The organism is Gottfriedia acidiceleris, from assembly GCF_002128425.1.
Classification (GTDB): Bacteria; Bacillota; Bacilli; order Bacillales; family Bacillaceae_G; genus Gottfriedia; species Gottfriedia acidiceleris.
The window spans coordinates 114,439-140,385 of sequence record NZ_NESS01000004.1 but is presented as its reverse complement, the minus strand read 5'-3'; the positions used below and the strand labels follow the sequence as shown (position 1 = coordinate 140,385).

General features: G+C 33.2%; 21 protein-coding genes. 20 read left to right on the top strand and 1 reads right to left on the bottom strand.

The features are described 5' to 3' along the window. Positions 1-439: 439 nt before the first annotated feature. Positions 440-1,096 (bottom strand): sugar transferase, encoded by a 657-nt coding sequence (locus tag B6K90_RS09260; protein WP_088012457.1) that lies wholly within the window; start codon positions 1,094-1,096, stop codon positions 440-442. A gap of 1,234 nt (positions 1,097-2,330) precedes the next feature. On the opposite strand from B6K90_RS09260, the gene B6K90_RS09255 reads away from it, so the two are divergent. From B6K90_RS09255 to B6K90_RS09160, 20 genes are all read left to right on the top strand, one after another. Then, positions 2,331-2,951 (top strand): YigZ family protein, encoded by a 621-nt coding sequence (locus B6K90_RS09255; protein ID WP_088012456.1) that lies wholly within the window; start codon positions 2,331-2,333, stop codon positions 2,949-2,951. 84 nt (positions 2,952-3,035) lie between these two features. Continuing rightward, complete coding sequence (locus tag B6K90_RS09250) at positions 3,036-4,079, top strand: LCP family protein (RefSeq protein ID WP_235821762.1); 1,044 nt, start codon at positions 3,036-3,038, stop codon at positions 4,077-4,079. A 291-nt stretch (positions 4,080-4,370) separates the two neighbouring features. After that, a complete protein-coding gene (locus B6K90_RS09245) occupies positions 4,371-5,555 on the top strand; it encodes a sensor histidine kinase (protein ID WP_088012455.1) in 1,185 nt (394 codons plus the stop codon). Positions 5,556-5,704: 149 nt separating this feature from the next. Then, positions 5,705-6,382: a response regulator gene (locus B6K90_RS09240; protein ID WP_088012454.1), complete on the top strand. Its 678-nt coding sequence runs from the start codon at positions 5,705-5,707 to the stop codon at positions 6,380-6,382. Positions 6,383-6,670: 288 nt separating this feature from the next. Beyond that, positions 6,671-7,513: a DegV family protein gene (locus tag B6K90_RS09235; RefSeq protein ID WP_088012453.1), complete on the top strand. Its 843-nt coding sequence runs from the start codon at positions 6,671-6,673 to the stop codon at positions 7,511-7,513. Between the two features lie 229 nt (positions 7,514-7,742). Further along, positions 7,743-9,086 (top strand): DEAD/DEAH box helicase, encoded by a 1,344-nt coding sequence (locus B6K90_RS09230; RefSeq protein WP_088012452.1) that lies wholly within the window; start codon positions 7,743-7,745, stop codon positions 9,084-9,086. Beyond that, on the top strand, positions 9,083-9,763 hold the full coding sequence (locus tag B6K90_RS09225; RefSeq protein ID WP_088012451.1) for a ComF family protein: 681 nt from the start codon (positions 9,083-9,085) through the stop codon (positions 9,761-9,763). The genes B6K90_RS09230 and B6K90_RS09225 overlap by 4 nt, the downstream gene beginning before the upstream one ends. 157 nt (positions 9,764-9,920) lie before the next feature. Further along, entirely contained in the window at positions 9,921-10,178 is a 258-nt protein-coding gene (locus tag B6K90_RS09220) for a flagellar biosynthesis anti-sigma factor FlgM (protein WP_088012450.1), read from the top strand. Positions 10,179-10,490: 312 nt separating this feature from the next. Continuing rightward, positions 10,491-12,311 (top strand): APC family permease, encoded by a 1,821-nt coding sequence (locus tag B6K90_RS09215; RefSeq protein ID WP_088012449.1) that lies wholly within the window; start codon positions 10,491-10,493, stop codon positions 12,309-12,311. 278 nt (positions 12,312-12,589) lie between these two features. Beyond that, positions 12,590-12,787: a cold-shock protein CspD gene (gene cspD / locus B6K90_RS09210; RefSeq protein WP_056469532.1), complete on the top strand. Its 198-nt coding sequence runs from the start codon at positions 12,590-12,592 to the stop codon at positions 12,785-12,787. Positions 12,788-13,061: 274 nt separating this feature from the next. Continuing rightward, complete coding sequence (hpf, locus tag B6K90_RS09205) at positions 13,062-13,607, top strand: ribosome hibernation-promoting factor, HPF/YfiA family (RefSeq protein ID WP_088012448.1); 546 nt, start codon at positions 13,062-13,064, stop codon at positions 13,605-13,607. A 211-nt stretch (positions 13,608-13,818) separates the two neighbouring features. Beyond that, a complete protein-coding gene (gene secA, locus B6K90_RS09200) occupies positions 13,819-16,332 on the top strand; it encodes a preprotein translocase subunit SecA (RefSeq protein ID WP_088012447.1) in 2,514 nt (837 codons plus the stop codon). A gap of 138 nt (positions 16,333-16,470) precedes the next feature. Next, positions 16,471-17,569 (top strand): peptide chain release factor 2 gene (prfB, locus tag B6K90_RS09195; protein ID WP_235821761.1). Its coding sequence is split into 2 segments (ribosomal slippage): positions 16,471-16,533 and positions 16,535-17,569, totalling 1,098 coding nucleotides; the frame shifts between segments, so codons are not numbered across the junction. A 374-nt stretch (positions 17,570-17,943) separates the two neighbouring features. Next, positions 17,944-18,822, top strand: coding sequence for a YitT family protein (locus B6K90_RS09190; RefSeq protein WP_088012446.1), 879 nt, complete (start codon positions 17,944-17,946; stop codon positions 18,820-18,822). 69 nt (positions 18,823-18,891) lie between these two features. Further along, on the top strand, positions 18,892-19,221 hold the full coding sequence (cccB, locus tag B6K90_RS09185) for a cytochrome c551 (RefSeq protein WP_235821760.1): 330 nt from the start codon (positions 18,892-18,894) through the stop codon (positions 19,219-19,221). A gap of 339 nt (positions 19,222-19,560) precedes the next feature. Next, positions 19,561-20,247, top strand: a complete 687-nt coding sequence (gene ftsE, locus B6K90_RS09180; RefSeq protein WP_088012445.1) for a cell division ATP-binding protein FtsE — start codon at positions 19,561-19,563, stop codon at positions 20,245-20,247. After that, complete coding sequence (ftsX, locus tag B6K90_RS09175) at positions 20,237-21,130, top strand: permease-like cell division protein FtsX (protein WP_088012444.1); 894 nt, start codon at positions 20,237-20,239, stop codon at positions 21,128-21,130. The genes ftsE and ftsX overlap by 11 nt, the downstream gene beginning before the upstream one ends. Before the next feature lie 135 nt (positions 21,131-21,265). Next, on the top strand, positions 21,266-22,636 hold the full coding sequence (locus B6K90_RS09170; RefSeq protein WP_088012443.1) for a murein hydrolase activator EnvC family protein: 1,371 nt from the start codon (positions 21,266-21,268) through the stop codon (positions 22,634-22,636). Between the two features lie 231 nt (positions 22,637-22,867). After that, positions 22,868-24,331: a catalase gene (locus B6K90_RS09165; protein ID WP_088012442.1), complete on the top strand. Its 1,464-nt coding sequence runs from the start codon at positions 22,868-22,870 to the stop codon at positions 24,329-24,331. A 178-nt stretch (positions 24,332-24,509) separates the two neighbouring features. Continuing rightward, complete coding sequence (locus B6K90_RS09160; RefSeq protein ID WP_088012441.1) at positions 24,510-25,943, top strand: S41 family peptidase; 1,434 nt, start codon at positions 24,510-24,512, stop codon at positions 25,941-25,943. The last annotated feature ends 4 nt before the right edge of the window (positions 25,944-25,947 follow it).

Below are 25,947 nucleotides of genomic sequence, written 5' to 3'. Positions count from 1 at the left end.
TTTTTTGATTTTTAGAGTTCTCAATCGATAAAATAAACGGGCATATATTTTTACATAAAATTTATTTAAGATAAATGCAATTTGTTTTTAATATGTGGATAACTTGTGAATAAAATTATGATTTATCGACAGGAAGAAAGGTTTAATATTTTTCATTTTAGGAGAATTTTGTCGTATCTTTATATTTCTTCACGACTAGAACTAATTTATAAACAAGTGGCATGTGGATAAGTATTATATGTTATCCACAAATTGTTAATAAACTACTGAAATTGTGGGTAATTTTCGGAATTTAAAATGTTTTTTATTAAATATTTTAATTCTCAATACAGTTTTATTATTTAAAGAATTACAAAGGCCTTTTCCCATTAGAGAAAAGGCCTTTGTAAACTATTCTTTTTTTAATAAAGAGAGAAATTTTGAACATGTTTTATTTTACTTAACGAGCGCCTTCACCAGTTAAGACAACTTTAATTGTTTTAAACATAATTCGTATGTCCAATATGATTGATTGATGTTCGATATAGTGTAAATCCAAGACTAACTTCTCTTTTGGTGTTAATTCATACCCGCCATTTACTTGTGCCCAACCAGTTAAACCTGGTTTGACTGTTAAGCGATTAGTGAAGCCTGGTACTTCATGATTAAATTTAACTAGAAAAAACGCTCTTTCTGGTCTAGGACCAACAAGACTCATATCTCCACGTAAGACATTGACAAACTGCGGCAATTCATCGATACGAGTTTTTCGAAGGAAGTGACCAAGTTTCGTAATGCGAGGATCATCCGTACTAGCCCATTGTGGTCCATTAATCTCTGCATCCATACGCATAGTTCTTAACTTGTAAATATTAAAAATTTTCCCGTTTAATCCAACTCGTTCTTGGATGAAAAGAGCAGGACCAGGAGAATCAATTTTAATTAATGCGATAAAGAACAATACGAATGGTAAAGAAATAACAAACGCAAGCGACGCAAAGACAATATCCAATGTTCTTTTTATAAATGAATAAAAAATACTTTTCTTTTTTAATGACTCAAATTGTTGAATAGTATATCGGTTTTCAACCTTTTGTTGAGTATTCTGTAAGGCCATTTAAACACCCCAGTTTATAATTTAGGCCCATCTTTGCAAGTGCAATGCAACATGTCCTAATGTATAACGTTTACGTTTTATAACATCATAACAATTATAAATGTTCGCAGAAAAAAATCAAATTATTTTTATGTTACAAGCTTATTACTCCACATAAAAAGTTCACAAGGGTACCTTACACTTATAGTGTGTGCAAGAATGATTTATTAATCGGCATTACAATAATTAGTAATTGATCAAATTTTTGTCCAGGTCGACTTTTTAGGTATTATTATTTTAGCATAAAGTAAGTAGAAAAATACGTCGCGTTAAATAGCACTTTTCCAAATAAATTTAAAACTCCCATATAGATATAGAATTAGCAGCTATTTATCTTCTTACTTAAACGTATTAATCATAAGTTATTGTAAGAAAATAATTTGCGTCATATATTAATCCTTTTTACCTTCTTTTTGTTATCAAGTATGTAATAACAATATTTTGATGATTCTCCTTATAATGTATTATGAATAAATTTAGTTTTTTTATCCTTTTTTAAGCAATCCTGTTTTCTTTCCTTCCGAATATCAACTCCCTCTATCATAATTTTTAACTTATGCATCTTTTCATTGCTGTTATATTTGACTCTGAATTTAAGTGGCACAATTTATAATTTATTTAGTCTCCCATAAAGGACAATTCAGAGTGGAGTATTACTTTTTTAATTAAATAATTGTAATCAAAATGCTCTTATTTAATTTACTTTTTTAATTACCGCATTCTTAAGCTTATTACTGCTTAAGAAATATGATTCTAATATTTTTTGATCATTTAGTATAATCTTTTTTTTTTTTTAGACGCAAGCAGGTTAAACATTTGTATAAAAATTTTATTGTTAAAGGAAAAACAAATAAATTTGTGGGGACATTGTTAGATTTGACTTGAGATGAAATGGATTTATCACTTAGTTTTCAATATTGTTATATTTAATTTAAATTGTGTAGAAATCTCTTGAAGTGGTATTAGTAATTGATATAAATTTTTTAGTGGGAAAACAGTTTGATCTACGAATTAGCTTAAAGTCTCCAACCAGGTATATTAAGCATTATTACTAATGTTACTGTATAAAATCTTGTCAGTAAATACTTACTTTTGAAGAATGTTAGTGATTTTTAAGGAATGGAATGAATAATTGTAGTAATATATTGAAGTGAGTCGAAATTTTGTTTGATTTAGTCGAAAGGTTAGGTGTTAAATGCTAGCGAATTATTTCACTGTTCGTGGCTTTGGAAGTCATGAGATTGAGATTGAAAAATCGAAATTTATTTGTTATATAAATGAAGCGAAAACTGAAGTTGATGCGCAACAATTCATTTCAGAAATTAAAAAAAAGCATTTTGATGCGTCTCATAATTGCTCAGCTTATTTAATCGGTGAAAATGATGAAATTCAAAAAGCCAATGATGATGGTGAACCGAGTGGTACGGCTGGAGTTCCGATGTTAGAAGTTTTGAAAAAGAGAGGATTAAAAGATACTGTTGTTGTCGTTACAAGGTATTTTGGCGGTAAAAAGCTTGGAGCAGGAGGTTTAATTCGTGCTTATGGACAAGCAGTCAGTGAAGGGTTAAACGCTGTTGGGATAGTAGAGCGCTCATTAGTTAAAGTAATGCAAATAAAGATTAATTATAAATTGTTAGGTAAAGTAGAGTTCGCCCTAAGGAACTCACATTATCATTTAGAAAATGTTAACCACATGGAAGAAGTAAGCTTTGAGCTTTGGATTAAAATTGATGAAGTAGATCTATTCAAAAACTGGATGATTGAGTTAACGAATGGTAGTTGCCATATAAATGAAAGTATTGTTAAATACATGTAGTAGTATAGCTTTTTTAATAGTAAATTTTTGACTAATTTCAAATAGAACAATCATACTAACTTTAAAGGAGGTCTCTTCGAACATATGAATCAGAAATATTCTCGAAAAATGGCCAAGAAAAGAAGAAAGAAAAAGAGAGGCTTAATCCGTAGGGTATTATTACTTATCATTATAGTAGCCTTAGTTTTTGTAGGATATAAAGGCGTTAGAACATATCTTGAATTAAATAAAGCAACAAAAGGAGAAGACATTTCTTCAAACTTAAGAAATGAAAAAGTTGCAATATCGAAAGATCCAATATCGATACTCTTCTTAGGAATTGAGAACTATTCAACTGGTGGAAAGGGTGGACGAACTGACTCGATGATCCTTGCTACTTTCAACCCTAAAGAGGAGACAATTAAAACAATGAGTATTCCTCGTGATACTTATGTAAGTATCCCAGGACACGCAGAAAAAACTAAAATAAACCATGCATATTCATATGGTGGATTACAATTAACTGTTGATACAGTTGAGCAATTCTTAAATGTACCAATCGATTATTACGTTACTGTCGATTTTAATGGCTTTAAAAACATAGTTGACGCAGTTGGTGGAATAGATGTTGATGTACCTTTTGACTTCTGGGAAAACACAGATACTACACCAAGGAAAAAGGTTTATTTTACAAAAGGTATGATGCATTTAGATGGGCAACAGGCATTAGCGTATTCTCGTATGCGTAAACGTGATCCTCGTGGTGATTTTGGTCGTGAAGAAAGACAACAACAAGTAATTAAAGCGATCTTAAATGAAATAAAATCACCTCAAACAATCGTGAAAATGGATGAATACGCGAAAGTGTTCAGTAAAAACATTAGTACGAATATGAAAATGAGCGGTGGTATTTCACTTGCCAAGCATTTACCTAATATCACTGAAAATGACTTAGAAACAATAAAACTAAAAGGTCATGATGATACGATTCACGGTATTTACTATTATGTTCCTGAAGAGGAAAGTGTAAGCGAAATTACTAACAAATTCCGTGTTCACTTAGGTTTGGAAAAACCGCCTACAACTAATACAGCAAATTCAATTAATTCAGATAATAGTTCTGAAAATGAAAATAGTACCAATCAATAAATAGGTAAAAAGCTGATTCTTTTACAGGAATCAGCTTTTTTATTAGGTAATTTGTAATAATATTGTAATACTTGTTAACATTGTGTTAAGGATGTTATAGAAGGGTATGTATTTTTTAAAAATTATAATAAAATACCAATATACATTGGTAATAAAAGGGTTGAATCGGAAAATATAAAAATTTTTGCTTATTTCAAATTTTTGTACAATTATAATCCTAATTACATTATAATATTAGATATACATAAAATTATTAGTCATTTAGTAATAGGCTAATGGGGGAAAAGGTGAATGATAGCTAGGAAAATGGACAATCAGACACTAGACGAAATCATGGATAGTATGCTCTCATCCGTTATAGATAGTAAGTCCCACGTGTTTGGAATTGTTGAAGATACTCGCTCTGAATACGAGAAATTAAGAGTAGAGCTTGAAGAAGTAAAGTTACAAGTAGTAGAGAAGATTGAAAATACGGTTAGATTAGATTTATTAGCTAAAGAGGCACGCAAAAAATTAACTGAAGTAGATGGGGCTTGTACTGAATTTGAAGTAAAGGCAGTATATGAAACCGCCAAAAATATCCAAGAACAGTATTTTCTTTCATTAAAGGAGGAAAAAGTTCTAAATCATCGTAGAAAAGAATTAGAAAATAGACTTCAGGCTTTGTTAGAAAAACTACAAAAAGCTGAATTGTTAGTTGCCCGTATTTCAATTGTTTTAAACTACCTTAATACAGACTTTAAGCAAGTTAATCATTTACTTGAAGATGCAAAACGAAAACAAGAATTCGGATTTCAATTGATACAAGCTCAGGAAGAAGAGCGGATAAAGTTATCACGCGAAATACATGATGGGCCTGCCCAAACGTTAGCCAGTATATTAATGCAATCAGACTTTTTAATTAAAACATATCGCCAAAGACCAGAAGAAGATGCAAGAAAGGAACTACGTGATATGAAGGAACAAGTCCGTTGTGCACTAGGGGAAGTAAGAAGAATTATATACGATTTACGCCCTCTGGCATTAGATGAATTAGGATTAGTTCCAGCCCTTAATAAATATTTCCAATCGCTTGAGTCGTATAAGCATATTGAAATTAAATTTGAATTTTACGGTCAAAGCAAAAAAAGACATAATTCAAAATTAGAAGTTGCGATCTTTAGGATCATTCAAGAGGCAGTTCAAAACGCATGTAAGCATGCCGATGCATCAACAATTTTTGTAAGATTAGAGTTTCTAAGAAATAAAATTAATATTTTCGTTAAAGATGATGGAGTTGGTTTTCCTGTTGGAGAAAGCCAGAAGGAAAACTCTTTTGGATTAATAGGAATAAAAGAACGTGTTGAGTTATTGAATGGTGATTTTAAAATCGAATCTATACTAGACTTAGGTACGACAATTAGAATCACATTAGATGTAGAAATAGAGAATGAATTAGAAATGGCATTTCAAAATGAAACGTCTGAAAATTTCTAAAAGTAAAATTTTATTTCATGTTTTAGGAGAATTGCGTCGAAACTATCAACAAAATGTGTTAAAATATACTATAATTTAGAAAAAAATACCAATTTCTACAAATTTCGATAGATAAGCAAACTAGAATAAATAACCAGAGGAGTAATGAAATGAAAACTAGAATTGCAATTGTAGATGATCATAAACTATTTCGTGAAGGAATTAAGAGAATCCTAGATTTTGAAGAGAGTTTTGATGTTGTTGCTGAAGGTTCAGACGGTACAGAGGTTGTAAGTATTATGGATCAACATCAAGTAGATGTATTTATTGTTGACATTAACATGCCGACAATGAACGGGGTAACTGCTACAAAAGCATTACTAGAAAAACATCCTGATGCAAAAGTAATTATATTGTCTATTCATGATGATGAATCATATGTAACTCATGTTCTAAAAGTTGGTGCAAGAGGCTATTTATTAAAAGAAATGGACTCAGATACACTAATTGAAGCGATTAAAGTCGTTACAAAAGGTGGATGTTATTTACACCCTAAAATTACCCATAACCTAGTAGAAGAATTTAGAAGACTATCACTTAAAGAACAATTATTTAAATCCCGCGAAGTAGAAGTGCGTCGTCCATTACACTTACTTACTAGAAGAGAATGTGAAGTGCTTCAAATGTTAGCAGATGGTAAAAGTAACCGTGCTATTGGTGAAGCTCTCTTCATTAGTGAAAAAACGGTCAAAAACCATGTAAGTAATATTCTGCAAAAGCTAGAAGTAAATGACCGAACTCATGCTGTAGTAACGGCAATTCGTAACGCTTGGGTAGAAGTTAAATAATTAGTGTGCGAAAAACAGAGTATCGGGTGATCGGTACTCTGTTTTAGTTTGTAGACAAAGTATTAATTGAATTTTAGTCTGAAATATAGAATCTCTAATAAAATGCCCACTTTTTCTTTTCAATAAATAGGCTTTTAAGTATAATAAGTCTTTCTAAGTCTAACTGAGTTGTCGAATTGACTCAGAGTAAAGAGAATGAAATACAATGATTTTACTTAATTAGTTGTGTAAAATTAAACCATTAAATACATAGTTAAACGTTACTATATAATAAGAAAGGATATGACAATGAGAACTGCGATAGTTACAGATAGTACATCTTATATCCCTAAGGAAGTAAGAGATTCTTTAGATATACATATGTTGCCTCTTAATGTAATCTTCGGGGATGCTTCCTATCAAGAAGAAGTTGAAATTACAGCCGAACAATTTTTCCTCAAGGTCCGTGAACAAAAAGGTCTGCCAAAAACTTCACAGCCAGCATACGGTACAATTATTGAAAAGTTTGAACAGCTATCAAAGGAATATGAGGCTGTAGTGGCAATTACTTTATCAAGTGGAATTAGTGGCACATATCAAAGTATTGTATCAGCTGGTTCAATGATTGATAACTTAGATGTAGTCGCTTATGATTCAGAAATTAGTTGCATGGTACAAGGATTTTATGTCATTGAGGCAGCGAAAATGGCAAAGAATGGAGCCAGGCCGTCTGAAATCATTGAGCGTTTAGATGAAATAAAACAATCGGCAAATGCTTACTTCATGGTTTTTGATTTAGATCACCTACAACGCGGTGGAAGACTTTCAAGTGCACAAGCATTTGTAGGAAGTTTATTGCAAGTAAAGCCAATTCTAACATTTGTAGACAAACAAATTGTAGCATTTGAAAAAATCCGAACGGAAAAAAAGGCAATGAAGCGCATTACAGATTTATTTGGCGAAGTTGCTTCAAAAGGCGAAAAAATGAAAGCAGTCGTTATTCACTCTAGTCGTGAAGAAGATGCAAAAAAGTTGGCCCAACAACTTAGTGAAACATATCCGAATGTTGAAATAGAAACTTCATATTTTGGCCCAGTAATTGGAACGCATCTTGGTGAAGGTGCTTTAGGATTGGGTTGGTATGTTGTTTGAGTAAGAGCTCCTTTGATTAGGGGCTTTTTTTGTCTGTACAGTGAAAATTGGAAAACTTGCTACCATACATAATGACACAAATTATTTAAATTGCTGACAAGAAATTTTCACTAGTGTTCACGTTATTAGTGACTGATTGAATGTAATATTGAATGAAGCTCATGTGAGTTTTGTTATAATCAACTACATTTTTTAATTCGAAAATTTATTAAAAGAAAGCAGGTTAAAAATGGACAAATTCTTCGGTAGAAAACTCCAACTTCTCCCCGCAATGAACCTTCATGACATCCCTCTAACAAGTCGAATCATTCAAGCGGTTCAAAAAGTTAAAACTCGTTATCAATGCTTTCGTTGTGGTAATCAAGATCAACACTTTTTCGCTACTCATTTTTGTGCAAAATGTTCGTCACAGTGTACGTATTGTCGAAAATGTATCATTATGGGAAAGATGTCGACATGTACAGAGCTTGTTATTAATGAAGTTGATATGAAATTAGATGATTCAATTACTGGCCTCCAATGGGATGGCAAACTTTCACCGCAGCAAAAAGAAGCATCTATTAAAGTAGTTGAAGCTGCGTGTGAAAATCAGAATTTGCTACTTTGGGCAGTTTGTGGTGCAGGAAAAACAGAAATGTTATTTGAAGGGATTGAAGCTGTACTTTTGCAGGGGAAATTCGTTTGTATTACAACTCCTCGTGTAGATGTTGTTTTAGAGCTAGCCAATAGATTCAGACAAGCCTTCCCTACTATTTCAATTGCGGTACTTTATGGAGGGAGTGAAGAGATATGGGATGGAAATAGGATAACGATTTGTACAGTTCATCAGTTAATGAAATTCAGGCATACATTCCACTTATTGATTATCGATGAAGTTGATGCCTTTCCTTATAATATTGAAACACATTTGCACTGGGTTGCAAATGAAGCAAGAACTATTAAAGGTTCTACAGTTCAACTGACTGCTACCCCCACTAGTGATCAACAACTACTTGCACTAAAAGGTAAAATCAAAAATGTAATGGTCCCCGCAAGATACCATAGGCAACCTCTACCGGTACCGAGCTTTGAATGGATTGGTAACTGGCGTAAAACAATTCGCAAATCACAAAAACTTCCAAATTCTTTAGAAAAATGGATAAAATTATTTATTCAAAAAAACTGCCCCATCTTTTTGTTTGTCCCTACCATTAATGAATGTGTCTTAATAGAAGAAGCTATTAAAAAGATAACAGTTAAATCAGCATCAGTTCATAGTCAAGATCCACAAAGACATGAAAAAGTAAGTGCATTTCGAAATGGTGATATTCAAGTCTTAATCACAACGACAATTTTAGAGAGAGGCGTAACGATATCGAATAGCCAAATAGCGGTATTAGGTGCTGATGAGGAGATTTTTACTGAAAGTGCACTAGTTCAAATTGCTGGGCGTGCTGGTAGGCATATTGAATATACAAATGGTGAGGTTGTTTTTTTTCATAATGGAATTAGTGAAGAAATGGTTAAAGCTAAAAAACAAATCCTTCTAATGAATCATTTAGGTATGGAGAAAGGTTGGTTGGATAAAAAATGATTTGTGTATATTGTGGTGTTCGATTTGTTGAGAAGTTTTCCTTACATAAATTATTTTTTCAAAGCAATGAATCAGCTTGTTCACAATGTCTAGCGAAATTTAAAAAGATTATTGGTCCAGTTTGTGAGATTTGTAGCGGTTACGTGATGGAGAATCAAAAGCATTGTCAAAATTGTATAAAGTATATGAGTTTAAAGTTAGATATGCCGTTAATTATTAATAAGTCGATATTTCATTACACAAATGAAGTAAAAGAGTGGCTCAATTATTTTAAATTTTGTGGTGATGTTCAATTAGCATCTATATTTGCAAGTGATTTGAGGGAATACTATGAAAATTCTTTCAAAAATTATAAAATAGTTCCAGTACCTCTCAGTGATGAGAGACTAAAGGAAAGAGGTTTTAATCAAGTAGAAGTGCTTGCACAACATGCCGGTTTAAATTTAACAAATTGTTTGAAAAGAATTCATACTGAAAAACAAAGTAAATTAAACCGCTATGAAAGACTAAACAGACAACAAGTTTTTTCTTTTTGTGGTGATGAAAAAATCGATAACGAATCGATCGTAATACTAGATGATGTATATACAACTGGTAAAACGGTACAAGATGCCGCAACCATTTTGTTACAAAATGGTGCTACTGAAGTTTATTCACTCACTTTAATTCGAGCATAAAGAATGGCGGTTTATGTGTAAAAGAATTTAATTCTACTATGAATTTTAACGATATAAATAATAATCATTGGAGAAAATAGAACAAATAAATAGATAAAGGATATTTCCTTAATAATAAAGTGTGAGGTATAAAACGATTAGCGATGAGGTGAGAAAAATGAAGGGTAATACATCGAATGAGGATAAAGTTCATTTAAATCAAAACAACGTAGAAAAAATCGAACAAAATAAAAGAGAACAAGAAGGAAAAATAGAAATCTCCCCTCAAGAAAACGATAATCAAATCGCCAATCAGATAATCTCAAAACGTAATGAACGTATACGGCAATTAAAAAAGCAAATTGACAAGGGAACATACAAAGTTCAACCAATGAAAGTAGCAGAGAAAATGCTTAATTATTTTAAGGAGAAATAAAGATTATAAGAAGGAAGAAAAAATTTGAAAGGACTTAGCAAAAATGTTAAGTCCTTTCTGTGTGTAGGTATCTAAATAAAAAAGGATTTTGCATACTGAACGAAAGTCCCTGTCATTCGAGATGCGAAGTATTATAGTGGTCATTCATTTTATAGTATTTTAAATTGATTTGGAGGAAAGTTAATATTAATTATTTTGACAAAAACTTAATAAATTAATGGAAAGATTTTCTTAATATATCACACAATTTCTTCTAATAATGTGATAAACTCAAATGGTTTAGATTTTAACTTTTTATGTAGAGGTGTACATATGTTATCGATTTTAAAACGATACTTAATTGGTAAACCACTTAAGTCAACAGAGTTAAGTGAACAAAAGTTATCGAATACGAAGGCATTAGCAATCCTATCGTCAGATGCGCTTTCTTCAGTAGCATACGGTCCAGAGCAAATATTGATCGTTTTAACTACTGTTGGAGCCGTAGCATATTGGTATTCGGTTCCGATTGGTATAGGCGTATTGATTTTATTATTAGCATTAATTTTATCTTATCGCCAAATTATTTTTAGTTATCCTCATGGTGGAGGCGCTTATGTCGTTTCTAAACAAAACCTCGGTGTTATTCCAGGTTTAGTAGCCGGTGGATCCTTACTAGTTGATTATATATTGACAGTAGCAGTTAGTGTGTCAGCGGGAACGGATGCGATTACGTCTGCCTTTCCAATTTTGCATTCTCATACAGTCTTTATTGCTGTTATTTTGGTTATATGTATTACAATTTTAAACTTACGCGGACTAACAGAATCTGCTTCGATATTGGCATATCCAGTTTATTTATTCGTTGTAGCACTTGTTATTATCATTATCGTAGGTTTATATAATGTCTTTACAGGCCATGCACCACAAACAGCACATTCAGCTATCGGTACGGTTGTTCCAGGGATTTCGCTCTTTATTCTATTAAAAGCATTTTCATCTGGTTGTTCAGCCTTAACTGGTGTAGAAGCAATCTCAAATGCTATTCCGAACTTTAAAGTACCATCAGATAAAAATGCCGCAAAAACACTATTGATGATGGGTTCGATTTTAGCAGTACTATTCTCAGGAATAATGTTTTTAGCTTACTGGTATGGAATTGTACCAAATGCTGAAGAAACGGTTATGTCTCAATTAGGTTCTGATATCTTCGGACGAAATGTAATTTATTTCTTTATACAGGGGACAACAGCGTTAATCCTTGTATTAGCAGCTAATACAGGATTTTCAGCATTCCCATTACTTGCATATAACTTAGCAAGTGATAAATTTATGCCTAGAATGTATTTACTTCGAGGGGACCGTCTAGGTTATTCAAATGGTATTATTACACTTGGGGTAGCTTCAATTTTATTAATTATTGCTTTCCAAGGGAAAACAGAAGAATTAATTCCATTATATGCGGTTGGTGTATTCGTACCATTTACACTTTCTCAAACAGGTATGGTAATTAAATGGATAAGAGAAAAACCGGCTGGCTGGTTCCCAAAATTAATTGCAAACTTCGTTGGAGCATTTATTTCAGCAACAGTTTCGATTATTTTCTTAACTACAAAGTTAAATCAAGTTTGGTCAATATTTGTTTTCTTGCCTTTGATTGTTATTTTATTCTTAAGAATTCGTAAGCACTATGAAGCAGTAGGTGACCAATTAAGATTAAATAATGATATTCCTGAAAAAATTAGTGGAAATATCATGGTTGTTCCTGTCGCTGGAATTACAAAAGTAGTTGAACGTACAATGCAATATGCGCAAGGGATCGCTGATGAAGTCTATGCTGTTTACATTTCTTTTGATAAAGAAAGTGAAGAGGTAATGAGAGAAAAATGGGAAGCATGGAATCCTAACGTAAAATTAATTGTTGTTCACTCTGAGTATCGAGAAATCACTAGACCTCTTTTAAAAGTAATAGATGAAATGGAAGCTAAAGCTCATGAACAAGGTTTTGAAATTACAGTTTTAATACCACAGTTTATTACGAGAAAAAATTGGCATAATGTTTTACATAATCAATCAAGCTTATTACTACGAGCGTATTTACTTCATAAACGAAGCGTTATAGTAACTACTGTACCTTATAGATTTAAGGTATAGAAGGCGTGGGTTTTGAAGAAGGAAAAGATGCAGTGCATTAAAAACTTTAGTAGGAAAAATGATATAAATTTTCTTTTTAAAAAAATAGGAAAATAATAATGGGACAAGTCAGAAGGTAAGCGAATATGATAGGTAAGGAAATAATTAGAATTTTTCGTTATTTGTCGAATTCGTGAAAAAAAAGGCGATAAGCTACTTTTGACTTGTCCTAGTTTTATGATGTATAGTTGAAATGTGGAGAAGATTCACAAGTTTTCGACTGAAGGGAATGGATTTGAATGCAAGGTAAAGTAAAATGGTTTAATGCAGAAAAAGGTTTTGGATTTATCGAGCGTGAAGATGGAGACGATGTATTCGTACATTTCTCAGCTATCAACGCAGAAGGTTACAAATCTTTAGAAGAAGGCCAAGCAGTTAGCTTCGAAATCGTTGAAGGTAACCGTGGACCTCAAGCTGCTAATGTGACTAAAATTTAATTTTTCCGTTAATAAGTAAATATTTGCTTATATAGATTCGGACCACGAGGGCTTACTCATTTGAGTAAGCCTTTGTTTGTGTTTGGAAAAAAATTAAAGAATATCTTTAAATTATCATTAAATAAATAGACTAATATAAACTAAAAAAGTTCATTAAATAGACACAGAGATTTCTCATAATTGACAAAAATTACAAGGAGGAAATTAAGATAGAGGTGTAGAATATATGTATGACAGCTTTCATTTTTGGAGCTTGATGAAGGAGGAAACCCATATGATGCTAAACATCCGAGGCGAAAATATTGAAATTACTCCAGCAATTCGTGATTACGTAGATAAAAAATTATCGCGATTTGATCGTTATTTTGACGAAGAGTTAACGGCGAGAGTTAATGCTAAGGTATTCCACGACAAGCAAAGAATTGAAGTAACTATTCCTGGAACGTATATGTTATTACGTGCAGAAGAAGAGCATGCTGATTTGTATGCAGCTGTCGATTTAGTTATTGATAAACTAGATCGTCAAATTAGAAAACACAAAACGAAAGTGAATCGTAAGTTAAGAGAAAAAGGTTCATTAAAATTCATGTTTGCACCATCAACTACTGATTCAGCTGTTGCATTAGAAGAGCACGAAAATGATATTGAGTTAGTTCGAACAAAGCAATTTGATTTAAAACCTATGGATGCAGAAGAAGCAGTGCTACAAATGAATATGTTAGGTCATAACTTCTTTGTATTCTTAAACGGTGAAACGAATAAAACGAACATCGTTTACGCTAGAAAAGATGGGCGTTATGGTTTAATTGAAGCCAAATAAAATTAACTAAATAATAATAAAAGGACTGAGCTGAACAATCAGCTTAGTCCTTTTTTGGTTTTTATTTATTTTCTAAAATATTAATTAATTCTAACAGAACATTCTCGACATTAGGTTGTCACTTATCTTCATTTAATGATAAAATTAGAAATAGTATCTACTAACTTAATGACATTTTAGTTTATGACTTTATAATAGAGGAGCGTTACGAATGCTTGGAATGATAAAAAAGGTTTTTGATCTTAATCAGCGACAATTAAATAAAATGCAAAAACAGGTTGATCAAGTTTTATCTTTACAGGATCAGTTTACAAAGTTATCTGATGATGAACTTAGAGGTAAAACATTTGAATTTAAAGAGCGTATTCAAAAAGGTGAAACTCTTGATGATATTTTAGTTGAAGCTTTTGCCGTTGTTCGTGAAGGTGCTACTCGTGTGCTTGGTATGACTCCATATCCGGTACAATTATTAGGTGGAATTTCTTTACATGAAGGTAATATTTCAGAAATGAAAACCGGGGAAGGTAAAACTTTAACTTCCACTTTACCTGTTTACTTAAATGCATTAAGTGGCGAAGGTGTTCACGTTGTGACAGTCAATGAATACTTAGCTAGTCGTGATGCTCGTGAAATGGGTCAATTATATGAGTTTTTAGGACTTACTGTTGGTCTTAATTTAAATAGTATGGAACCAGATGAAAAGCGTGAAGCATATGCTTGTGATATTACGTATAGTACAAATAATGAATTAGGTTTTGACTATTTACGTGATAACATGGTTGTATACGCTGAACAACGAGTACAACGTCCACTAAACTATGCTATTATCGATGAGGTTGACTCAATTTTAATTGATGAAGCACGTACACCATTAATCATTTCTGGACAAGCAAAACAGTCTGCACAAGCTTACATTGCGGCGAATGCATTTGTTGGAATGCTTAAACTAGACCAAGATTATACGTACGATGTAAAAACAAAATCTGTTTTATTAACTGAAGATGGTATTTCACGTGCAGAGAAAGCTTTTGGCGTTGAAAACCTATTTGATTTGAAAAATGTTAATTTAAACCATCATATCACTCAGGCATTACGTGCTCACGTTACGATGACTCATGATGTAGATTATGTAGTTCAAGATGGTGAAATTGTTATCGTTGACCAATTTACTGGTCGTTTAATGAAAGGTCGCCGATACAGTGAAGGTCTTCACCAAGCGATCGAAGCTAAAGAAGGATTAAAAATCCAAAACGAAAGTATGACGCTTGCGACAATTACTTTCCAAAACTATTTCCGTATGTACAAAAAACTTTCGGGTATGACAGGTACAGCTAAAACTGAGGAAGAAGAATTCCGTAATATTTACAATATGAATGTTCTAGTTATTCCTACGAACCGTCCAATCGCTCGTATGGATAAACCTGATCTAGTATATAAATCAATGAATGGAAAATTTAATGCTGTTGTTGATGAAATCGTTGAACGTCACAAAGCTGGGCAACCTGTTCTAGTTGGTACAGTAGCGATCGAGACTTCAGAGTTAATTTCTCAATTGTTAAAACGTAAAGGTGTTAAACACGAAGTATTAAATGCGAAAAACCATGAACGTGAGGCTGATATTATCGCATTAGCTGGTCACCGTGGCGCAGTTACGATTGCGACAAACATGGCTGGTCGTGGTACAGATATTAAATTAGGTGAAGGTATTCGTGAGCTTGGTGGGTTAGCTGTTATTGGTACAGAGCGTCATGAAAGCCGTCGTATTGATAATCAGTTACGTGGTCGTTCTGGTCGTCAAGGTGACCCTGGTGTGACAACTTTCTATTTATCAATGGAAGATGAATTAATGCGTCGTTTCGGTTCAGAAAATTTATCAGTTATGATGGACCGTTTAGGATTAGATGATTCTCAACCGATTGAAAGTAAAATGGTTTCTCGTGCAGTTGAATCTGCACAAAAACGAGTAGAAGGTAATAACTTTGATGCTCGTAAACAATTACTTCAATATGATGATGTATTACGTCAACAACGTGAAGTTATTTATGCTCAACGTTCTGAAGTTATTGATTCAACTGATCTACAACCAATCGTTAAGAATATGATTGAAGGTACTATTAACAGAGTAGTTCAAGCTCATACTCCAAACGAGCAGCTTCAAGAAGAGTGGAATTTAGAAGGAATCATTGATTTCTTAGAAGCAAACTTATTAAATGAAGATGAAATTACAGTTGAACAATTACGTGTAATTGAACCGGATGAAATGGTTGAATTAATTCAAAAAACAGTATTCGAGCGTTACGAAGAAAAACAAGTAGCTTTACCAGCTGAACAAATGCGTGAGTTTGAAAAAGTTGTATTATTACGTACTGTTGATAGCAAGTGGATGGCTCATATCGATTCAATGGATCAACTTCGTGAAGGAATCCATTTACGTGCATATGCACAAATTGATCCACTACGTGAATATCAAATGGAAGGCTTCGCAATGTTCGAAGAGATGATTGCTTCAATTGAAGAAGAAGTATCTCGCATTATTATGAAAGCTGAAATTGAAGCTGACGTAGAGCGTGAAGCTGTACAAGGCGAAGCAATTCATGTAAGTAATGATGGTGAAGGTGAAGTAAAGAAAAAACCAATCGTAAAAGGCGAAGAGACTGGTCGTAATGAAGATTGTCCTTGTGGATCAGGTAAGAAGTATAAAAACTGCCACGGTAAAGGAATCTAATAAAATAAAAACTATATGAAAAGGGGCAAGGGCAAGTAGTTATTAAAAGAGAGGAGTAACTCTAAAGGTTATTCTTACTTTACTACTTGTCTTTACCTGCTTTTTATTGTTCGTAAAATTTAATCGAGGTGTTATGTAATGGAATTAGTAGAAGTAAAGCAAGAACTAGAAAAGATGGCGAAACGCCTTCAAGCATTTAGGGGGTCTCTTTGACGTCGAAACAAAACAAGCAAGACTAGATGAGCTTGAGGCGTTTATGTCAGAGCCAGATTTTTGGGATGATCAAAAAGCTGCACAAGTAGTAATTAGTGAAGTAAATGGTTTAAAAGAGGTTATTAATGAATTCAATGATTTAAATGATGGATATGAGAATCTTGAAGTGACATATGAGTTAGTTAAAGAAGAAAATGACGATGAACTATTTGAAGAATTAATAACTGAAGTAAAATCTTTAACTGGAAAACTGAATGATTTCGAACTTCAATTATTATTAAGTGAGCCATATGATAAAAATAATGCAATTCTTGAGCTTCATCCAGGGGCAGGCGGAACCGAGTCTCAAGATTGGGGTTCAATGTTACTACGTATGTATACTAGATGGGCTGAGAAACGTGGATTCAAAGTCGACACTTTAGATTATTTACCTGGTGATGAAGCTGGAATTAAGAGTGTAACTTTAGCGATTAAAGGTCATAATGCTTATGGCTATTTAAAAGCAGAAAAAGGCGTTCACCGTTTAGTTCGTATTTCTCCATTCGATTCATCAGGTCGTCGTCATACTTCTTTCGTTTCTTGTGAAGTAATGCCTGAGTTTAATGAAGAAATTGAAATCGATATTCGTACAGAAGATTTAAAAATTGATACGTATCGTGCAAGTGGAGCGGGTGGTCAGCACATTAATACAACTGACTCAGCAGTACGTATTACACATATTCCTACTAACACAGTAGTAACATGTCAAACAGAGCGTTCACAGATTAAAAACCGTGAACAAGCAATGAAAATGTTAAAAGCAAAACTATATCAACGTAAAATAGAAGAGCAACAAGCTCAATTAGATGAAATCCGTGGAGAACAAAAAGAAATTGGCTGGGGAAGTCAAATTCGTTCATATGTTTTCCATCCATACTCAATGGTTAAAGATCATCGAACAAATACAGAGGTTGGTAATGTACAAGCAGTAATGGATGGAGATCTTGATCCATTTATCGATGCTTACTTACGTTCTAAGATTTAATGTTGAAAAATAGGCTGATAAGATTGGAGGGGGAACTTCAGTCTTACCAGCCTTAATCTTTGGGGACAAAAGAGGTATTTTTTTATCATTCAGATAGCATCTCTTAACCTAAAACATCTTCTAATTGAAGATGTTATTCTTTTTTAGTTTTATTCTCTAGGAGGTTAGTAAGGATTTTTTTCTTACTAATGTGGGGGAGTTACATGAATCATATTTATTTTCAAGTTGTTTTTCAAATAGATGAAAGTAAATTTTGTTTAAATGTAATTAAATCTTATTGTTTTTTTCATAATAAAAAATAGAGAGAGTATCCGATAAAAAGGATATAAAATAGAAAAGTTGTCTGTAAGTGAGAAATTTTGAGGGGGATAAGTTTGAAAAAGGTTAGATATTCTACTGCTCTAACTGTAGGGTGGGGAAAAACGTTTTTTGAGTACTTTTTTGTATTAATTGGTTCTGCAATTATTGCTGTCGCATTTTGTGTGTTTTTATTACCAAATCATATTGCTTCTGGTGGGGTAAGTGGTATTTCGACGATTTTAAAGAGCACGATGGGGTTTAATCCTGCATTTGTACAATGGTCATTTAATATCCCTTTATTTATTGCAGGTGTATTTTTCTTAGGTAGACAATTTGGCGCAAAAACATTAGTTGGAACTATTTTTATTCCACTTGTTGTTTATTTAGTTGATTTATATAATATAAAGCCTGCAACTGATAATCCACTTTTAGCTTCAATTTTTGGTGGACTATTTATTGGTTTAGGTTTAGGAATCGTGTTCCGTGGGAAAGCATCTACTGGTGGAACAGATTTAGCAGCTCAAATTGTTCATAAATATACTGGTTTATCACTTGGGATTTGTGTAGCATTTATCGACGGATTAATTGTTCTCACATCTGCAATCGTGTTTAATCTTGAAAGCGGTATGTATGCACTAATTGCACTTTTTGTTACAAGTAAAACAATCGATCTAGTTCAAATTGGTCTTGCTAGATCAAAAATGGCACTAATTATTACTTCAGAAGTGGAGCCTGTAACAGCCGCAATTGTTCATGAATTAGATCGTGGAGTAACTAAGCTAACTGGTGTTGGTGGATATACTAATGAAGACCGTTTAGTTTTAATGTGTGTACTTGATCAAACTGAATTTTCTTCTCTACGTGATATCGTTCGGACAGTTGATCGTAATGCTTTCATTACAGTCGTAGATGCAACAGAAGTTCTTGGAGAAGGTTTCACGAATTTGACATAAAATGGTAAAATAAATACTTTTATTAGTAGTAGACTATAGTAATGGGATTTTTAAAGGGGCGATGATTTTTTGAAAAAACTACTTCTTGCTTTTATAACTGGTGGTATGCTGTTAACTATTACAGCATGTGGTTCAAATAATAATACAAGTAAAAGTAATGATTCAGGTGAGCCGGTTTCAGTTGCTAATGGAGAAAAGTTATTTAAACAAAGCTGTGCTAGCTGCCATGGTGGAGAACTAGAAGGTATTGTTGGGCCAAGCTTAAAAAAGGTCGGAGCGAAGTATTCTGAAAAAGAAATAGAAAATATCATTCATGATGGTAGAGGTTCAATGCCGAGTGGTGTTGTTCAAGGAAATGACGCGAAAAGTGTAGCGAAATGGCTTGCTACTAAAAAATAAAATGTTTTAAATCTTATAGAATAAAACTAAAGAAACGGACAATTTTCTGTTAATTAGAAAAGGTCTGTTTCTTTTCATTTTAGTTACATTTTTCCATAATTTGTTAAACAAGCCCGTAAATCGCCCGAAAATAATCTTGACTATTATTAAAATGTAACATAAATTTATCAATTTTGACATTTTTTAAGTGGTATAATAGAGGAGCTTAGCTGAAATTATCGAAATATGTAAATAGCAGGCGAAATAATAAGATCAAGTAAAGTTAAGTATAATTTCATCCAGAATGGATCTTATATAGTTTGATAGAATAAAACGGAACAAAAAATTAAGGAGAATGTCATGATTGAGTTAAAAGATGTTTATAAGACTTATCCTAATGGTGTTCTTGCGGTAGATGGTATTAATGTAAAAATTCGCCAAGGTGAATTTGTGTATGTCGTGGGACCAAGTGGTGCCGGGAAGTCGACATTCATTAAAATGATGTATCGTGAGGAAAAACCATCAAAGGGTACGATCTTAATTAATGGAATTGATTTAAGCCATATGAAGGATAAAAAAGTTCCTTTATTACGTAGAAATATTGGGGTAGTTTTCCAAGACTATAAATTATTGCCGACTTTATCAGTTTATGAAAATATTGCATTTGCACTTGAAGTTATTGAAGAAAATCCGAAAACAATAAAGAAGAGAGTTATGGAAGTACTAGACCTTGTTAAGTTAAAACATAAAGCGCGATTCTTACCAACAGAGCTTTCTGGTGGTGAACAGCAACGTGTTTCGATTGCACGTTCTATTGTAAATAATCCACAAGTAGTGATCGCCGATGAACCAACGGGTAACCTAGACCCTGAAACTACATGGGAAATTATGGATATCTTTAAAGAAATCAATGAACGTGGAACAACTGTAGTAATGGCAACTCATAATAAGGATATCGTAAATACGATTAAGCGACGTGTTATTGCAATTGAGTCTGGAAAAATTGTACGCGACCAAGCGAGAGGAGTGTACGGTTATGAAAGCTAGAACTGCAAAAAGACATGTTCGTGAAGGACTACGTAGCTTAAAACGAAATGGTTGGATGACGTTTGCATCAATAAGTGCTGTTGCAGTTACTTTAATGCTTGTTGGCGTATTTTTAACCGTAATTTTGAATGTTAATCACATTGGGACAACTTTAGAAAAAGATGTTGAAGTCCGTGTTTTAGTTGACTTAACAGCAAACAAAGAGCAACAGGCTACTTTAAAAGAAGAAATCAAAAAGTTAGATCATGTAACGACTGTAAGGTTCTCGTCGAAAGATCAAGAACTAAACAATCTAATCAAAAGTATGGGAGAAGACGGGAAAGCATTCCAACTGTTTGAACAGCAAAATCCTTTAAATGATACGTATATTGTTAAAACAGATTCTCCAGAACAAATTGCACCAGTAGCCAAAAAAATTGAAGGCTTAAAATATATTGATGAAGTAATTTATGGTAAAAAACAAGTTCAAAAATTATTTAATGCAGTTTCAGTAGGTCGTAACATCGGTTTAGTGCTGATTTTCGGACTATTATTTACTGCAATGTTCTTAATCTCTAATACTATCAAAATTACGATTATGGCAAGACGACGCGAAATTGAGATTATGAGATTAGTAGGGGCAACTAATAACTTTATCCGTTGGCCATTCTTATTAGAAGGTTTACTGCTAGGTGTGTTAGGATCAGTTATTCCAATTGCTTTACTATTAACTGGCTATAAGGTCATTTATAATATGCTAATGCCAAAATTAGCAGGAACAATGTTTACATTATTACCATTTTCACCGTTTGTGTACCAGCTATCTGCAATTTTAATAGCTATTGGTGCAGTAATCGGGATGTGGGGTTCTGTTATGTCAATTCGTAAGTTTTTACGTAAATAAGATTAAATTTTCATTTATAGTTTTATTGTTTTAATAGTGTAATACGATTGATAAGCTCTAGTTCCCAATTTAACGTCAGTCTGAGTTGATACAGGTACTAGGGCTTTTCTATATACATATAAGGAGGGATCTTAGATGAATAAGAGAAAATCATCGAAAGTAATACCGATTGTGTTATGCAGTACTTTCATCATCGGTGCTATCCCATCCGTTACTTTTGCTGAGAGTAAATATCAATCTGAAATTGACCGCATTAAACAAAAGCGTAGTGAGGTTAAGGATAAGACGGATGCAACAAATAACAAAATTGCTGATATAAAGCATGACCAGCAAGAAGTTGTTGCAGAGCTTGAAAAACTTGATGCTCGGATGAAACTGACTAAGCAAAAAGTTAACCAAACTGAAAATGCAGTTAGTGATGGGAAAAAGCAAATTTCAAAACTAAAGGAAGAAATTAAGTTTATTGAAGAACGCATTAAATCTCGTGAAGAACTATTGAAAAACCGTATGCGTTCTCTTCAAAAAGCTGGTGGAATGGTATCTTATATTGATGTCATTTTAGGTGCTAATAGTTTCGGAGATTTAATTCAACGAATGAGCGCCGTACAAATTATTATGAAGGCTGACGAAGATATTATTAAGCAGCAAAACATGGACTTAAAAGAAGTTAGTGCTAAAAAAGATGATTTGACTATAAAGCAAGCAAAAATCGAAAGAGATTTAGCGAACTTAAAAAGTCTAAATAATCAACTTGCAAGTCAGGTAAGCGAAAAGAACAAATTAATGGCTTCATTAAAAGCAAAAGAAAGCGAAGCTCATGAAGATGTTTTAGATTTAAAAGAACAAGATCAATTATTAGCAAGTCAGCAGGCTGCAATGCAAAAAGCGCTTGAAATCGCTAAGAAACAAGCTGCTGAAAAAGCTGCTGCAGAGGCTAGACGTAAAGCAGAGGCTAAACGTAAAGCAGAAGCTGCTGCAAAAAGTGTAAAGCCATTTACTAGTTCAAACCATTCAAGTGGATCTGGAAGCTCCAGTAGTTCAGGTAATTCTAGTAACTCAGATAATACCGGTGGTTCTGATAATACACCAACCGTGTCTAGTGGCAACTTTACAAGACCAGCAAACGGTTATGTCTCTTCTGGATTTGGACAACGTTCTTTTGAGGGTGGAGAGTTCCATGAAGGTGTCGATATTGCCTCAGCGGGAAGTGTACCAGTTGTAGCAGCAGGTGATGGGGTTGTAATTCGTGCTTATGTTTCATCTTCTTATGGTAATTGTGTATTTATTACACATAACATTGATGGACAAGTATGGACGACCGTATATGCTCACTTAGCTAGTTTTAATGTATCAACTGGACAAGCTGTTTCAAAAGGTATGAAAATTGGTTATATGGGAAATACAGGTCATTCTACTGGACAACATTTACACTTTGAATTACATAAAGGTGAATGGAATTATGCAAAATCAAATGCAGTAGATCCTATGAAATATATTAATTTTTAATTTACTAAAAACCTATCCTACATTATTAGGATAGGTTTTTTTGATTTGTTATTTGTTTATTGCATCAGCACAAAATAAAAATTATGTTACCTACACAGCTAAGAAGGATGAAAATCAGTTAAATTAATTATTAGTTTATAATAATTATAATTTGATATTGATTTTCATTATATATTAGCTTATTATAGAATTATTACTAGATTATAATAATTCTAATTAAGGAGAAACAATATGACAAATAATCGATTAACAACAAATCAAGGCGTGCCAATTGGTGATAATCAAAATTCACTTACAGCGGGACGTAGAGGTCCAACTCTATTAGAAGATTATCAATTAATTGAAAAACTAGCTCATTTTGATCGTGAAAGAGTACCTGAGCGAGTTGTGCATGCACGTGGAGCTGGAGCACACGGTGTTTTCATAACTAAAAATAGTATGAAAAAATATACGAAAGCTAAGTTCTTGCAAGATGCCGGAACAGAAACACCAGTATTTGCTCGTTTCTCTACAGTTATTCATGGATTACATTCTCCTGAAACATTACGTGATCCTCGAGGATTTGCCGTAAAATTCTATACGGAAGATGGTAACTATGATTTTGTAGGTAATAATCTTCCTATATTCTTTATTCGTGATGCAATGAAATTTCCCGATATGGTTCACTCATTAAAGCCTGATCCTAAAACTAATCTACAAACACCTAACAGATATTGGGATTTCATGTCTCTAACACCCGAGTCAACAAATATGCTATTACATGTATTTTCTGATGAAGGTATTCCAGCGAACTATCGTCAAATGAGAGGTTCAAGTGTTCACGCATATAAATGGGTAAATGAGTATGGAAATACGGTATATATAAAACTTCGTTGGGTACCAAAACAAGGGATTGAAAATCTTTCAATGGAAGAAGCTAGTGAAGTTCAAGGTAAAGATTTTAATCATGCAAGCCGAGATTTATACGATTCAATTGAAAACGGAGATTTCCCAGAATGGGACTTATATGTTCAAGTATTAGATCCAGCAGATATGGATGATTTCGACTTTGATCCGTTAGACCCTTCAAAAGATTGGTTTGAAGATGTGATTCCTCGACAATTTGTTGGAACGATGGTCCTTAATCGAAACCCTGAAAATGTATTTGCAGAAACTGAATCAGTTGGATTTAATCCAGGTGTGCTAGTTCCTGGTATGTTACCATCTGAGGATAAGTTACTACAAGGAAGATTATTCTCTTATTCAGATACTCAGAGATATCGTATCGGTGCAAATTATTTACAACTTCCAATTAATTGTCCTTTTGCGAAAGTAGTGAATGGTCAACGTGATGGCCATATGCCTTTTAGTCAGCAAACACATCAAATTAACTTTGAGCCAAATAGCTACTCGGATACGCCAAAAGAGGATTTTGCTTATATTGAAGTAGCTCAGCCTTTAAGTGGTGTTTCTGAGCGTAAAAAAATCGAAAAAACGAATGACTTCGGCCAAGCGGGAGAAGTGTGGAATAGATATAGTAAAGATGAGCAGGATGCTGTTATTAAAAATCTTAGCGCTGATCTAGCAGATGTAGATGAAAGAATTAAGCTTCGTGCAGTTTGTAATTTCTATCGCTCAGACGCAAAATTAGGTAAGAGACTTGCAAGTAAGTTAGGTATTGATCTAGCACCATACTTGCAACATCTACCAAAATAAATTAAACTCTTCTAATAAAAATTTATTAAATCGTGTTCTACTTGCAAACATAAGTGATACAGGCTTATCATATAATAGAACAGAAGTAGCATCACACGTCTGTGTGATGCTTTTTCGGGTACATACACTATTTAATAGATTGGTACGTTCTAAAGGAACGAAAAATAGGAGGTTCTGTATGAATCGTAAAACAACAGCTCTACTTGCAACAGCAACATTTGTTGTTGGTATGGGGGTAGGTACATTTGCATTTAATGATGGTACAAGTACAATCGTTTCGAAATTATCTGAGAGTAAAGAAGTAAAAGCTTCTGAAGATGAAAATATTGCTAAAATACAAAAAGCTTACGAAATTATTGCAAATCAATATGTGAAAAAAATTGATCCTGATAAATTAACTGAAGGTGCAATTCAAGGGATGGTAACAACTTTAGATGATCCTTTTTCTACTTATATGGATGGTAAGACTGCTAAACAATTCCATGAATCATTAGGTTCATCTTTCCAAGGAATTGGAGCGGAAGTTTCTAAAGATGGTGAGAAACTAATTATTGTTTCTCCAATTAAGAATTCTCCTGCGGAAAAAGCCGGACTGAAACCAAAGGATGAAATTTTATCAGTTGATGGTAAGAGTGTAAAAGGTTTATCTCAATATGATGCGGTTTTAAAAATCCGTGGTAAAAAAGGAACAAATGTTACGATTGAAGTAAAACGTCCAGGAGTTCCAGAACCAATTAAATTTACAATTAAACGCGATGATATTCCAATGTATACAGTGTTTAGTTCAGTGAAAGATGTAAACAATGAAAAAATCGGATATATTCATATAACTTCATTTAGTGAAAAAACGGCTGATGAGTTTAAGAAAGAATTGAAAAAGCTAGAGGGTCAAAACATTCAAGGCTTAACAATTGACGTTCGAGGAAATCCAGGCGGATACTTACAAGCTGTTGAGGGCGTTTTAGAAGAATTAGTTGTAAAAAGCGAGCCATACTTACAAGTTGAAAATAGAAATGGCCAACGTGAAAAGTACTATACTAAATTAAATAAAGCGAAACCATATCCAATCGATGTATTAATTGATAAAGGAAGTGCATCTGCGGCTGAAATTTTAGCAGCAGCATTAAGTGAAGCTGGGCATTATGAATTAGTCGGGGAAAAATCATATGGTAAAGGTACTGTACAATCTACATTAGATTTCAAAGATGGTAGCAATATTAAGTTAACACAATTCAAATGGTTAACTCCGGATGGCACATGGATTCACAAAAAAGGTATTAAACCAGATGTTGCTGTGAAACAACCTGATTATTTCTACGCAACACCTATTGATAAAAAGAAAACATTTAAATTCGATGATAATGATGAGAATATTAAACAAGCTCAAATCATGTTAAAAGGTTTAGGATACGATCCAGGCCGTAAAGATGGATATTTCAGCAAGCAAACAGAGACAGCAGTTAAGAACTATCAAAAAGCTGTAGGTATTACTGTTAACGGTAAGATTGATCCTCTAACTTCAGAAAAACTTGAATCATCATTAATTGATAAAATTAAAGATGAAAAGAATGATCTTCAGTTAGAAAAAGCTTTAGATATGGTAGCCCAATAACAAT

Bases quoted from the DNA above. Each gene is read 5' to 3' on its own strand.
- B6K90_RS09260 (WP_088012457.1), bottom strand. From the start codon at position 1,096: ATGGCCTTACAGAATACTCAACAAAAGGTTGAAAACCGATATACTATT.
- B6K90_RS09255 (WP_088012456.1), top strand. From the start codon at position 2,331: ATGCTAGCGAATTATTTCACTGTTCGTGGCTTTGGAAGTCATGAGATT.
- B6K90_RS09250 (WP_235821762.1), top strand. From the start codon at position 3,036: ATGAATCAGAAATATTCTCGAAAAATGGCCAAGAAAAGAAGAAAGAAA.
- B6K90_RS09245 (WP_088012455.1), top strand. From the start codon at position 4,371: ATGATAGCTAGGAAAATGGACAATCAGACACTAGACGAAATCATGGAT.
- B6K90_RS09240 (WP_088012454.1), top strand. From the start codon at position 5,705: ATGAAAACTAGAATTGCAATTGTAGATGATCATAAACTATTTCGTGAA.
- B6K90_RS09235 (WP_088012453.1), top strand. From the start codon at position 6,671: ATGAGAACTGCGATAGTTACAGATAGTACATCTTATATCCCTAAGGAA.
- B6K90_RS09230 (WP_088012452.1), top strand. From the start codon at position 7,743: ATGGACAAATTCTTCGGTAGAAAACTCCAACTTCTCCCCGCAATGAAC.
- B6K90_RS09225 (WP_088012451.1), top strand. From the start codon at position 9,083: ATGATTTGTGTATATTGTGGTGTTCGATTTGTTGAGAAGTTTTCCTTA.
- B6K90_RS09220 (WP_088012450.1), top strand. From the start codon at position 9,921: ATGAAGGGTAATACATCGAATGAGGATAAAGTTCATTTAAATCAAAAC.
- B6K90_RS09215 (WP_088012449.1), top strand. From the start codon at position 10,491: ATGTTATCGATTTTAAAACGATACTTAATTGGTAAACCACTTAAGTCA.
- cspD (WP_056469532.1), top strand. From the start codon at position 12,590: ATGCAAGGTAAAGTAAAATGGTTTAATGCAGAAAAAGGTTTTGGATTT.
- hpf (WP_088012448.1), top strand. From the start codon at position 13,062: ATGATGCTAAACATCCGAGGCGAAAATATTGAAATTACTCCAGCAATT.
- secA (WP_088012447.1), top strand. From the start codon at position 13,819: ATGCTTGGAATGATAAAAAAGGTTTTTGATCTTAATCAGCGACAATTA.
- ftsE (WP_088012445.1), top strand. From the start codon at position 19,561: ATGATTGAGTTAAAAGATGTTTATAAGACTTATCCTAATGGTGTTCTT.
- ftsX (WP_088012444.1), top strand. From the start codon at position 20,237: ATGAAAGCTAGAACTGCAAAAAGACATGTTCGTGAAGGACTACGTAGC.
- B6K90_RS09170 (WP_088012443.1), top strand. From the start codon at position 21,266: ATGAATAAGAGAAAATCATCGAAAGTAATACCGATTGTGTTATGCAGT.
- B6K90_RS09165 (WP_088012442.1), top strand. From the start codon at position 22,868: ATGACAAATAATCGATTAACAACAAATCAAGGCGTGCCAATTGGTGAT.
- B6K90_RS09160 (WP_088012441.1), top strand. From the start codon at position 24,510: ATGAATCGTAAAACAACAGCTCTACTTGCAACAGCAACATTTGTTGTT.